This window comes from Microbacterium stercoris, from assembly GCF_017592545.1.
GTDB lineage: Bacteria > Actinomycetota > Actinomycetes > Actinomycetales > Microbacteriaceae > Microbacterium > Microbacterium stercoris.
Genome location: NZ_JAGFOA010000001.1, coordinates 758,729 through 771,102 on the forward strand (window position 1 = coordinate 758,729; position 12,374 = coordinate 771,102).

Here is a 12,374-nt window from a genome sequence, read left to right on the forward strand (position 1 = left end):
GGGTGGGTGGTGGGTGCGGCGGGTTGCGGCAGCCGCTCCGCCCCACGCCCGCACCCCTTCCCGCTCGTCGAGCGAGCGGAGCGAGTCGAGACGCGCCGAGCCTCGGCGCAGGCCTAGGCCGAGGGCTGCCACCGCCACAGGCGTGCGCCGTGCGGGGGCAGAGCCACATCGATCGCGGCCGCGCCCGGGGCCACACCGCGCGCGGCGCGATGCGCGAGGGGCTGCTCGGCGCCGCTCCACACCTCCCGCAGCACCCCCTCGGCAGGCAGCCCGAGCTGGCCGCCGTCGAGCGTGACGTGCAGATCCTCCTCGCCGACGTTGAACGCCGCCGCGTAGCGCTCGCCCGAGACGCCGTCCGCGGCCCAGAGGATCAGCGGATCCTCGCGCAGCACCTCACGCGATCCGCGCGCATCGCGCAGCACGGCCATCGCCTCGCGGTTGCGCAGCAGGTCGATGACCGCCGGATCTGACGAGGGCAGGTCCCCGCCCACCATCAGCGGTGAGCGGGCGATGATCCAGAGCGTGAGCAGCGTGATCCGCTCGTTCGGCGTCAGCGCGTCGTCACGCGGCTCGCCACGCTCGGCGCGGATGCCGATGCGTCCGAGCGGCAGCATGTCGCCGTCCGGCCAGCCCTCCGGGCCGGCGAAGGGGGCCCAGCGGGCGAAGCGTGAGAAGTTGGCCAGCACGTCCGGCCAGCGGTCCCAGAGGTCGTCGCAGATGCGCCACATCGTGGCGTGCTCGCGCAGGTGATCCACGCGTGTGAGCGCCAGATCGCGCCCCGGAGACAGGCTGATCCGGATGTCCCGGCCCGTCGCGGTCACGGCACGCGACAGCGACTCGATGTCGGCCTGCTGGTAGGGCCAGAGCATGTCGTCGGCCTTCAGGAAGTCGATGCCCCAATCGGCATACATCTGCGCGAGCGAGTCCATGTACGCCTGCGCGGCCGGATGCGTGTGGTCGAGACCGAGCATGTCGGGGTTCCACTCGCAGACGTTCGCGGCATCGGCGACCTCCGCGGCGGTGGCGCCCCCACCCCCGAGGATCGGCAGCGAGCGATCCGCGGCGATCCGCGGGATGCCCCGCATGATGTGGATGCCGAGCTTCAGCCCGAGGGCGTGCACGCGCTCGGCGATCCGGGTGAATCCGGATCCGTCCGCCGACGACGGAAAGCGCGACGGATCCGGGATCAGCCGGCCCCAGGCGTCGATCGCGAGCGGCGCGTCGGCGTTGTAGCCGTGCGCGCGAGCGGTCGGATCCGACCAGTCGATGTCGATGACCACGGTGTCCCAGCCCGCGTCGGCGAGATGCTCGGCGAGGAACTCGGCGTTCGCGAGCACCTCCTCCTCCGTCACGCTCGTGCCGTAGCAGTCCCAGCTGTTCCAGCCCATCGGAGGCGTCTGCGCATCGTGCATCCGGCGAGCCTATGGGCGCCGTGCCCCGCGACGGAATGGTTCGATCGGAATTCGGCGCTGGAGGCGCGGATCGGCGGGAGATCCGCCGGTCGGCGAGCACGGGCCGAAGGCACCGCGGGCGGGGGAGCGTTTCGCCGCTGGCGGACACGAGTGCTCCCGGCTGGTGAATGTCGGTGGCAGGTGAAAGAGTTTCCCCGGTCCTCGCGCGTCCCACGCGAGGCAGTACTCCCGGAGGCCTCCTTGCTCGGCAAACTCCTGTTCCGATATCTGTTGCGATACAAGTGGCTGCTCGCCGCAGTCCTGCTCTTCCAGTTCGCCTCGGTGATGGCGGCGCTCTATCTGCCGTCCCTCAACGCGGACATCATCGACAAGGGTGTCGCTCAGGGCGACACCGACTTCATCATCCGCACCGGCCTGGTGATGCTGGCGGTCTCGTTCGGGCAGATCGTCGCCTCGATCATCGCCACAGCCGCCGCTGCGAAGGCGGCGATGGCCACGGGCCGTGACATGCGTCGCGACGTGTTCGAGAAGGTCAGCTCCTTCTCCGAGCGCGAGGTGTCGCAGTTCGGTGCCGGATCGCTCATCACGCGCAACACGAACGACGTCCAGCAGGTGCAGATGCTGGCGATGATGGGCGCCACGATGCTGGTGCAGGCGCCCATGCTCGCCATCGGCGGTGTCTTCATGGCGCTGCGGCAGGACGTGGGTCTCAGCTGGATCATCGGCGTTTCGGTGCCGGTGCTGCTGCTGGTGGCCGGCCTGATCATCTCCCGCATGGTGCCCGGCTTCCGGGCCATGCAGGGCAAGCTCGACGCCATCAACCGGGTCATGCGCGAGCAGCTGACCGGTGTGCGCGTGGTGCGCGCCTTCGTCCGCGAGCGCATCGAGGAGCAGCGCTTCCGCGGCGCGAACGACGAGATCGCGCTCGTGGGTCGTCAGGTCGGATCCCTCTTCGTGCTGATGTTCCCCGTCGTCTCGCTCGTGCTGAACGTCACAATCATCGCGGTCGTCTGGTTCGGCGCCATCGAGGTCGACGCGGGCAACGTCGAGATCGGCACGCTGTTCGCGTTTATGCAGTACGTCGGGCAGATCCTGGGCGGCGTCATGATGGCCACCTTCATGACGATCATGATCCCGCGCGCGGCCGTCTCGGCCGACCGCGTGGGAGAGGTGCTCGCGGTCGAGAGCTCGCTCAAGCGCCCCGACGCCGCCGTGTCGCTGATGCCGCGTCCCGGCGAGATCGTTCTCGACAACGTGTCGTTCACCTATCCGGGCGCCGACGCGCCGGTCATCCAGGGCGTGTCCTTCCGCGCGGATCCGGGTGAGACCGTCGCCGTGGTCGGCTCCACCGGCGCCGGCAAGTCGACGCTCATCAACCTCATCCCGCGGCTGTTCGACGCCACGGGCGGCTCGGTGAGGGTGCACGGCGTCGAGGTGCGCGAGGCGGATCTCGAGGCGCTGTGGTCGGGCATCGGCCTGGTTCCGCAGCGGCCGTTCCTCTTCAACGGCACGATCGCCTCCAACCTGCGCTTCGGCCGCGAGGAGGCGACCGACGACGAGCTGTGGGCCGCGCTCGAGATCGCCCAGGCGGCCGACTTCGTGCGTGAGAAGCCGCACGGCCTCGACGAGCCCATCGCTCAGGGCGGCACAAACGTCTCGGGCGGCCAGCGGCAGCGCCTGGCGATCGCTCGCGCGATCGTCAGCCGCCCGACCATCCTGGTCTTCGACGACTCCTTCTCGGCGCTCGACCTCACCACCGACGCGCGCCTGCGTCAGGCCCTCTGGCGAGAGCTGCCGCAGGTCACCAAGATCGTCGTCGCCCAGCGCATCTCGACCATCACGGATGCCGACCGCATCGTTGTGCTCGAGAACGGCCGGATGGCTGGCATCGGCACGCACGAAGAGCTCCTCGCGAGCAACGACACGTACCGCGAGATCGTCGACTCGCAGCAGGGAGTCAAGCGATGAGCGACCTCGAGGCTCCGCAGGAGGAGCAGGCCCGCATCGAGGCCGAGAACGCCGAGAAGGCGCGGCAGCAGGGGGGCGGCTGGGACGCCCCGCCCCCGGGCAAGGCCAAGGACTTCGGGCGCAGCTTCGTCCGCTTCATCGGGCTCCTCGGCCCGTACAAGTGGGTGTTCGCGCTCGTGATGCTGCTCGGCGCCGCCGGCGTTGTGCTCGCGATCATCGGCCCGAAGGTGCTGGGCGAGGCCACGAACATCGTGTTCGAGGGCTTCGTCTCCGGCCAGCTCGGCCAGATGTTCCCCGAGGGCACCACGCAGGATCAGGTCGTCGAGGCCCTCCGCCAGGCCGGCCAGACCGACTTCGCCAACACCATCGCGGCGATGAAGCACTTCGACCTCTCGGGCGGCATCGACTTCGCCGCGCTCGCCGAGGTGATCCGGTGGGTGCTGATCCTGTACGTGGGATCGGCGCTGCTGCAGTGGATCCAGGGCTACGTCATCAACGTGATCATGGTGAAGACCATGTGGCGGGTGCGTGAGCGCGTCGAGGCGAAGATCCACCGCCTGCCGCTCGCCTACTTCGACAAGGTGCAGCGCGGCGAGCTGATCTCGCGCGTCACGAACGACATCGACAACATGACGCAGACCCTGCAGCAGTCGCTGTCGGGCGCCGTGACGGCGGTGCTCACCGTGGTGGGCGTGCTGATCATGATGTTCTCGATCTCGTGGCAGCTCGCGCTGGTGGCGCTCATCGCGCTCCCGCTGATGGCCGTCATCTTCGGCGTCATCGGCCCGCGCTCGCAGAAGGCCTTCCAGGCCCAGTGGGCCAAGGTCGGCCGGCTCAACTCCCGCGTCGAGGAGGCCTTCTCGGGCCACGCGCTCGTCAAGGTCTACGGCCGCGAGAAGTCCAACGAGCAGGCCTTCGGCGCCGAGAACGACGAGCTGTTCGACGCGGCCTTCAAGGCGCAGTTCTACTCGGGCCTCATGATGCCGGGCGTGCAGTTCATCGGCTCGCTCACCTACGCGGGCATCGCCGTGCTGGGTGGCCTGATGGTGGCATCCGGTCAGCTGCGCATCGGAGACGTGCAGGCCTTCGTGCAGTACTCGCAGCAGTTCACCCAGCCGCTGATGCAGCTGGGCGGCATGACGAGCGCGGTGATGTCGGGCACGGCCTCGGCCGAGCGCGTGTTCGAGATCCTCGACGCCGACGAGCAGGAGCCCGACGGGGCAGACGCCGCCAAGGCGCCCGCGGGCCGGGGCGTCATCGAGTTCCGCAACGTCGAGTTCTCGTACAGCCCCGAGCAGCCGCTCATCCGCGACCTGTCGTTCCGCGTCGAGCCCGGCCAGACGGTCGCGATCGTCGGCCCGACCGGCGCCGGCAAGACGACCCTCGTGAACCTCATCATGCGGTTCTACGAGCTCGACGGCGGGGCGATCCTGCTCGACGGCCAGGACATCTCGAAGATGACCCGGTACGACGTGCGCGAGCGCGCCGGCATGGTGCTGCAGGATCCGTGGCTCTTCTCGGGCACGATCCGCGAGAACATCCGCTACGGCCGCCAGGATGCGACCGACGAAGAGGTCGTCGAGGCCGCCAAGGCCACCTACGTCGACCGCTTTGTGCACACGCTGCCCGACGGCTACGACACGGTGCTCGAGGAGGACGCGGCCAACGTCTCGGCGGGTGAGCGCCAGCTCATCACTATCGCCCGCGCGTTCGTGTCGCAGCCGACGGTGCTGATCCTCGACGAGGCCACCAGCTCGGTCGACACCCGCACCGAGCAGCTGCTGCAGCACGCCATGGCGGCGCTGCGCGAGGGCCGCACCTCGTTCGTCATCGCGCATCGTCTGTCGACGATCCGCGACGCCGACCTGATCCTCGTGATGGAGCACGGCGACATCGTGGAGCAGGGCACGCACGACGAGCTCATCGGCCGCGAGGGCGCCTACTGGCGCTTGTACCAGTCGCAGTTCGAGCACGCCGCGGTCGACATCGACGCGGAGGAGGCGGCCGAGGTCACCACCGCTGCGGCCGAGGCTCCGGCTGCCGCGGGCGGCGTCGAGGCCTGACCCACGCGAAAGCGGGCGGTCCCTTCGGGGCCGCCCGCTTTCGCGTTCCCGCGGTGCGCCCGGCTTGGGGCGGCGGGCAGCGGTGTGCCGCCCGCGCCTACTGCAGGCCGAGCAGGTCGAGGGGGTGCGTGAGCCGCCACTTCAGCGAGGGGCCCGGCACCGAGCCCTCCAGGGCGAGCGGCACGTCGGTCGAGTCGAACGGGCCGGTGGCGGTGAGCTGTCCCACGTCCGCCCCGTCGAGGTCGCCGACCTCCACCTCGTAGTCGGAGGTGACGGCGGCAGTGCCGCTGTCCCACAGCACCACCTGAGCGTCGGCGGTCGTGACTACCTCGGCGGAGGCTCCCCACTCGGTGGTGACCGTGGCGACCGTCGTGCCCACCGGCACCGATGGCTGCAGCTGCAGCGACTGCTCGACCTGGTCCAGCAGCTGGCGGCTGACGATCGCGCGGCCATCCTCGTCGGGCTGGCCCAGCACCGCGGCGTACACGCGCACGGTGGTCTGCCCGATCGTGATGTCCTTCGCGGTGAGCAGGTTCCACTGCTCGCGCCATCCGGCCAGCAGCGTGCCGGTCTTGACGCCCACCACACCCGGGTCGCCGAGCAGCGGGTTGGTGTTGGCGACCTCACCAGCGCCGGGCAGCTCGACAGAGGGGAGAGCGACGATCTGCGCGATCGTCGGATCCGCCAGCGCCAGACTCGCCAGCTTGACGAGGTCGGATGCCGTGGCGGTGTTGTCGGGATCGATTCCGCTGGCGTCCACCATCTTGATGCCGCTGAGCCCATGCGCCTCGAGCCAGGCCGGCACCGCGGCGACGAAGTCTTCCTTCGAGCCCCACAGCTCGGTGGTGAGACGGTCGATGTAGTTGTTCGCGGATCCGATGAGGATGCCCTCGATCATCTGCCGCTCGGTGAGGCTGCCGTCCACCGGCACGTCCAGCGCCGACTCGTTCTGGTACCGGTACTGCCAGTACAGATTGCTGTCCTCCCACGTGAACGAGTAGGACGGGCCGTCCTCACCCGCGGCGAGCGGTGCGCGCTCCAGGATCATCAGCGTTGTGACCAGCTTGGTGATGCTCGCCATGGAGGCGGCATCGCTGTCGGAGGACGAGATGAGGCCGAGGCCCTCGGCGCCCACCGCGGCGGTGCCGTCCTGTGGCCACGCGATGCCCAGCGGCTTGCCCGGCAGCGACTCCACGGTCGCCTCGCTGACGGTCGGCTCGACGTTCGCGAGGGGCCACAGCGCGCATCCGCCGAAGTAGCCGAGCCCGAGCGCCGCGGCCGTCAGCAGCGGCGCTGCGAGCGCGAGTCCCTTGCGCGGCCCGGGTGCGGGCGGCAGAAGCTCGGTGATGACCGGCTTGCCGCCGGTCGGCTGGATCGGCGTGCCCAGCGTCTCGGGCGTGACCCACGTGAGTGCTGCGGTCCTCGTCGGCACCGGCTCGGCCTGCTGCGCGCCGTTCGAATCCGGGGTGTCAGCGGCCTCGGGCGCCGAGGCGTCCGGATCCTTCGGGGCTGCGTCCTCGAGGAGCGCCGCGACCGTGGTCGCCTCGCGGCGCGCGCGGCGACCGGCCTTCTGCTTGGTGCCGGGAGCCGGTGTGCCCGCGCGTTCGGCCGCGATCAGCGCGGCGACGTCGAAGGCCTGGGTGGCGTCCTCGTCGACGGGGGCGACGGGATCGGCCGGCGCGGCCGGCGCTCCCGCCGAGACGGGGAGCGGTGCCGCGACCGCGGGCGCCTGAGGAAGCGCGTCCGCTCGCCGTGCATCCGTGACCGGCACGTCGCGCTTCGGCACGTCGCGCTTCGGCGCGGCTCGCCTCGGCACGGGCCGCTTCCGCGCATCCGGGTTCGGGGCAACCGGCTCGGGCTGTGCATCCGCGGCCGGCTTCGGCGCATCCGGCACCCGGTCGTCCGGCGTCGGCTTCGATGCGGCCGCGGTCGCCTCGGGAGCGGTTGCGGCCGCTGCTGCGGTGACGGCGACGGGCCCGGCGATCTCGGCTTCCTCGAGCGTGAACATCGCCGCGAGGTCGACCGCGGAGCCGTTCGAGGCGGCGGCGTCACTCACGGCGTCTCCGGGGGGAGCGTCGCCGAGCGGGGGGAGTTCGTCGGGGGACACCCGAATAAGGTACCCGCCGCAGGTGGGGAGCACCCTATAACCGGCGGTCAGCGAGCGCACCGATTCGGATCTAGAATTCATCTCACAACACACGGGAGTCCGGCGAGCCGGGCTGAGAGGAAGCGATCCGCGCTTCGACCGTCGAACCTGATCCGGATCATGCCGGCGCAGGGAGGAGAACAAGATGAGCACGTCCACGTCCGCGTCCCCGAAGACCGAGACCGCCTCCGCGAACACCCGCCGCCTCAGCTGGCGCGTCGTCGACATCGTCGTCGCCAGCGTTGTGGCTGTCGCCTGCGCGGTGATCTTCATCGTCTGGAACGTCGGCTACGAGGCGCCCGGTGCCCTCGTCGGCGCGATCCTGCCCGGCCTCGGCGGGCTGATGGCCGGTCCGTGGCTGATCGCCGGTGTGCTGGGCGGCCTGATCATCCGCAAGCCGGGGGCTGCGATCTACACCGAGCTGCTCGCCGCGACCATCTCGGCGCTCGTGGGCAACTCCTGGGGCCCGCTGACCATCGTGTCGGGCATCGTGCAGGGCGTCGGCGCCGAGCTGGTGTTCGCCCTGTTCCTGTACGCCTCGTTCCGCCTGCCCGTCGCGCTGCTCGCGGGCGCCGCGGCCGGCCTCGCCTGCGGCATCAACGACGTGGTGCTCTGGTACGCCGGCGCCGACGCCCTCTTCACGACCGTCTACATCGCAGCGACCACGCTCTCGGGCGCCGTGATCGCGGGCCTCGGCGCCTGGGCGATCACCCGGGGTCTCGCGGCCACCGGCGCGCTGAGCCGCTTCGCCGCGGGTCAGGCCTCCACCAAGCGCGTCTGAGCGTGACGGCGACGACGCCGGTCCCCGCCGCTGTCTCGGCGCGCGGCTGGGGCTGGCGCTACGCGTCACGTCTGCGCTGGGCGGCACGCGGCATCGATCTCGACATCGCCCCCGGCGAGCGAGTGCTGCTGCTGGGCGGATCCGGATCCGGCAAGTCGACCCTGCTGCACGCGCTGGCGGGAGTGCTGGGGGGCGACGAGGAAGGACAGCACGAGGGCGCCCTGCGCATCGACGGCGCGCCTCCGCAGGAGGTCCGCGGGCGCGCGGGACTGGTGCAGCAGGATCCCGACGCGCAGGCCGTACTCGCACGGGTCGGTGACGACGTGGCCTTCGGGTGCGAGAACCTCGGTGTGCCGCGCGACGAGATCTGGCCGCGCGTACGCGAGGCGCTCGACCTCGTCGGCCTCGACGTGCCACTGGATCACCACACCAACGCGCTGTCCGGCGGTCAGAAGCAGCGCATCGCCCTCGCGGGGGCGCTGGCGATGCGCCCGGGGCTGCTGCTGCTCGATGAGCCGACCGCGAACCTCGACCCCGAGGGCGCGGTCTCGGTGCGGGACGCGGTCGGACGCATCCTGGATCGCACGGGGGCGACCCTGGTCGTGGTGGAGCACCGCATCGACGTGTGGCTGCCGCTGGTCGATCGCATCGTGGTGCTCGGCGGCTCCGGCGAGAGCGGGCGCGAGGACGGATCCGCGATCCTCGCCGACGGCACGCCCGACGAGGTGCTCGGGCAGCGCGGCGCCGAGCTCGCCGCGCAGGGCGTCTGGGTGCCCGGCATCCCGCCGCGCCATCCCGCGCCGCCTGCGCGCGAGCCCGGAGAGGCGCTGCTCGAGACGCGCGGCCTCGAGGTCGCGCGCGTCACAGGCCGCCCCGTGGCCGGACCTGTCGACGAGGTCGTGCGGGCGGGCGAGGTGCTGGGCGTCATCGGGCCGAACGGCGCCGGCAAGTCGACGCTCGGGCGCACGCTCGCGGGCCTGCTTCCCCCGGCCGCGGGCGTGGTCGAGGCGACCGCGCGACTGGCCGACGGAGCCGGCCCCGCGCCGATCCGGTGGTCGTCGCGCCAGCTTCTGACCCGGATCGGCACCGTGCTGCAGTCACCGGATCACCAGCTGCTCGCTCGCACGGTGCGACGCGAGCTGGAGGTGGGGCCGCGCGCGCTGAAGCTGCCCGAGCGCGAGATCGCGAGCCGCGTCGACGAGCTGCTCGAGCGTCTGCGACTCGCGTCTCTCGCGGAGTCGAACCCGCACACGCTCTCGGGCGGTGAGAAGAGGCGTCTCACGGTCGCGGCCATGCTGGCGACCCGGCCGCGCGTGGTGGTGCTCGACGAGCCGACGTTCGGTCAGGATGCGCGCACGTGGGCCGAGCTGGTCGACATCATCGCCTCGCTGCGCGATGGACGGGACGGCTCCGAGGCGAGCGCGGTGGTCGCGATCACCCACGACCAGGACGTGCTCGAGGCGCTGCACGCGCGTGTGCTGCGCCTGCCCGGGGGGCGCGGATGACCCTGCTCTCACCCGTGGTGGCCCGCGGCCCGCTCGCGCGCGTGAACCCCGTCGCGAAGCTCGGCGCCGGCCTGCTCATCGCGGCCCCGCTGATCCTGTCGGTCGACTGGGTATCGGCGGTGACCGCGCTGATCCTGGAGATCCCGCTGATGGCGATGGCCGGTCTCAGCTGGCGGATGTTCTGGCTGCGCACCGCCCCCGTCTGGATCGCGGCGCCCCTCACCGGCGTCACCATCGCGCTCTACGGCGAGGCGAGCGGGCAGGTGCACTTCCAGTGGCTGTTTATGCACGTCAGCGACGGATCGCTCTCGCTCGCCGTGGCGGCGACGTTCCGCATCCTGGCGATCGCTCTGCCCGGGGTGGCGCTGTTCGCGACGGTGGATCCCACGGATCTCGCGGACGGCCTCTCACAGCGGGCGAAGCTGCCCTCGCGGTTCGTGCTCGGGGCGCTCGGTGGCCTGCGCCTGGTCGGGCTGCTCATCGACGATTGGCGCGAGCTCGAGGTGGCCCGCCGCGCCCGCGGCGTCGCCGACACGGGTCGCATCCGGCGTCTGGGCGGCATGGCGTTCGCGCTGATCGTCCTGGCGATCCGCCGCGGCTCGACCCTGGCGACGTCGATGGAGGCCCGCGGCTTCGGCGCGCGCACCGCGCGCACCTGGGCCCGCACGTCGCCGTGGGGCTGGCGCGAGTGGCTGCTGCTCGCCGCCGGGGCCGCGATCTCGGCGACCGCCGTCGCCGTCGCGGTGGCCACCGGCTCGTGGAACCTCATCCTCGGCGGCCAGGCCTGACGCCCGCGGGGCACCTGTCGCCCGCGGGCAGGTTCATCGCCGAGGGGCCACATGCCGTCGCGTTGACTAGTCCTCCGCGGCATTACTAGTCCCGCCTGGACTAGTAGAGCCGCGCGGGACTAGTCAACGTCCGTACGGCGGTGACCACGCGCGGCCTCAACCGGCAGCTCGGCCACCAGCCGCAGGCGGAACAGCCGCACCGTGCGCCCCGAGTCGCGCTCGTAGCCGCGGTAGCCGGGCCACTGCCGCTCGATCCGGGCCCAGGCGGCCTCGCGCGCGGACGGATCCGTGTCGATCCGCTCGGCCACCACCGAGTAGCGCCGTCCCCGCACGAGGATCTCCGCGTGCGGCTCGGCGAGCAGGTTATACGTCCACCCGGGGTGTGCGGCGCGGGCGAAGCTGGTGCCCGCCACGATCGCGGATCCGGATCCATCCGGCGTGTACATCAGCTCGCTCGCGCGCGGGGCGCCGGATCGCGCGCCGCGCGTGTACAGCGTCAGCGACGGCACGAGCAGGCCCGACAGCAGCACACGGCCGCCGGTCAGGCGCCGCATCCCCGCTTCGGCCACCGGCATGAACCGCGGTCCGAATCGGCGGAAGGCGCGCGTGCGACTGAGCGGGGCGAGCACGGCGCGCACGGCCTGCCGGATGGGAGACATGCTCCGATCCTGGCCATCCGCCGCGGGCATTTCCACCCCCGGATCGGGCGGCGTCACATGGCGTTCCACAGCGCGCGGTAGTACGGCACACGATCCGGATCCGGATCCACGCCGTACGCCTCGTAGAACGTCGGCTCCCAGCCGGGGCCGTAGTTCCACTCGAGGCTCATGGTCGCCACGGCGATGTCGGCCCAGCGGTCAGCGACGCCCAGCGACCCGAAGTCGACGTGCGCGGCCCAGCGCCCCTCGTCCGAGACGAGCGTGTTGGGCGCGCACGCGTCGCCGTGGCACACGACCAGGCGGTCGACGGGAGGCGGATCCCGCAGCTCGGCAGGCAGGACGATGCCCCGTTCGCGCGCACGCAGGATGCGGGTCGGCACCGACCAGTCGAAGGGGCACTCCTCGACGGGCAGCGCCTCGTGCAGCGCCCGCAGACCGGATCCGATCGCCCGGACGGCGGTCTCGGGCTCGGCGATCCATCGCCGGGACACGGCCGACTCGGCCTCGAGCGCCGTGGTGACGAGCCACTCCTCGTCGTCGGTCTCGCCGTGGTCGCGCACCTCGGGCACCGGCGTCCAGCGCGCGGCCCAGGCGAGGCGCTTCGCCTCGTCGGCCATCGACGCCTCCTTGTGCCGCGGCCCCCACTTGATGAAGAACGCCCCGGCCCGGAACGTCAGGCCGCCCAGCTCGTTGCGCCACACCGGCACCACCTCGGCGTGCCCCGCGATCGCGCGCACTCGCTCCGGAACCACGACGTCATCGGCGGGGATGGTCATGCCGCCAGTCTGCCGGAGGTCGCGCCGATGGCACGCGTCTCGACTCGAGGGTGCGTGGGTCATCCCCGTTCGTTCGTCGAGCGAGCGGAGCGAGTCGAGGCGCCCGAGCCTCCTGGCGCCGTGCAGATGGCACGCGTCTCGACTCGCTCGTTCCTCGCTCGCTCGACGAGCGGGTGGGTCGAGCGATGGGTGGGTGGGTCATCCCCGTTCGTTCGTCGAGCGAGCGGAGCGAGTCGAGACGCCCGAGCCTCTCGGCGTCGCGCTGATGACACGCGT

Annotated in this window: 9 protein-coding genes and 1 riboswitch; of the genes, 5 read left to right on the forward strand and 4 right to left on the reverse strand. The window is 71.6% G+C overall.

The genetic code is table 11. The features are described 5' to 3' along the window. Positions 1-113: 113 nt before the first annotated feature. Positions 114-1,412 (reverse strand): glycoside hydrolase family 27 protein, encoded by a 1,299-nt coding sequence (locus J5V96_RS03475; RefSeq protein ID WP_236014375.1) that lies wholly within the window; start codon positions 1,410-1,412, stop codon positions 114-116. Between the two features lie 240 nt (positions 1,413-1,652). Between J5V96_RS03475 and J5V96_RS03480 the strand changes: the two genes are divergently transcribed. Next, positions 1,653-3,380 carry an ABC transporter ATP-binding protein gene (locus J5V96_RS03480; protein ID WP_208500229.1) on the forward strand — a complete coding sequence of 576 codons (1,728 nt, stop codon included), beginning with the start codon at positions 1,653-1,655 and terminating at the stop codon, positions 3,378-3,380. Next, complete coding sequence (locus J5V96_RS03485) at positions 3,377-5,443, forward strand: ABC transporter ATP-binding protein (protein ID WP_208500230.1); 2,067 nt, start codon at positions 3,377-3,379, stop codon at positions 5,441-5,443. Before J5V96_RS03480 ends, J5V96_RS03485 begins: the two co-directional genes overlap by 4 nt. A gap of 97 nt (positions 5,444-5,540) precedes the next feature. Here J5V96_RS03485 and J5V96_RS17345 read toward each other — a convergent pair whose 3' ends face one another. Then, the gene (locus tag J5V96_RS17345) at positions 5,541-7,499 is read right to left on the reverse strand and encodes a D-alanyl-D-alanine carboxypeptidase family protein (protein ID WP_208500231.1); all 1,959 of its coding nucleotides are present in this window, start codon (positions 7,497-7,499) and stop codon (positions 5,541-5,543) included. Between the two features lie 133 nt (positions 7,500-7,632). Then, positions 7,633-7,741: riboswitch (TPP riboswitch) on the forward strand. Here J5V96_RS17345 and J5V96_RS03495 point away from each other — a divergent pair. The 3 genes from J5V96_RS03495 to J5V96_RS03505 all read left to right on the forward strand — a co-directional run bounded on the left by J5V96_RS03495 (position 7,735) and on the right by J5V96_RS03505 (position 10,663). Continuing rightward, positions 7,735-8,370, forward strand: a complete 636-nt coding sequence (locus J5V96_RS03495) for an ECF transporter S component (RefSeq protein ID WP_208500232.1) — start codon at positions 7,735-7,737, stop codon at positions 8,368-8,370. It overlaps the preceding riboswitch by 7 nt. Positions 8,371-8,372: 2 nt before the next feature. After that, positions 8,373-9,875: an ABC transporter ATP-binding protein gene (locus J5V96_RS03500; RefSeq protein ID WP_208500233.1), complete on the forward strand. Its 1,503-nt coding sequence runs from the start codon at positions 8,373-8,375 to the stop codon at positions 9,873-9,875. Next, positions 9,872-10,663 (forward strand): energy-coupling factor transporter transmembrane component T family protein, encoded by a 792-nt coding sequence (locus J5V96_RS03505; RefSeq protein ID WP_208500234.1) that lies wholly within the window; start codon positions 9,872-9,874, stop codon positions 10,661-10,663. The genes J5V96_RS03500 and J5V96_RS03505 overlap by 4 nt, the downstream gene beginning before the upstream one ends. A 119-nt stretch (positions 10,664-10,782) precedes the next feature. Here the strand turns inward: J5V96_RS03505 and J5V96_RS03510 are convergent, their stop codons facing one another. Together J5V96_RS03510 and J5V96_RS03515 are read right to left on the reverse strand one after the other, a co-directional pair. Continuing rightward, positions 10,783-11,322, reverse strand: coding sequence for a nitroreductase family deazaflavin-dependent oxidoreductase (locus tag J5V96_RS03510; RefSeq protein WP_208500235.1), 540 nt, complete (start codon positions 11,320-11,322; stop codon positions 10,783-10,785). Positions 11,323-11,375: 53 nt separating this feature from the next. Beyond that, positions 11,376-12,098: an aminoglycoside 3'-phosphotransferase gene (locus tag J5V96_RS03515; RefSeq protein WP_208500236.1), complete on the reverse strand. Its 723-nt coding sequence runs from the start codon at positions 12,096-12,098 to the stop codon at positions 11,376-11,378. Positions 12,099-12,374 lie beyond the last annotated feature (276 nt).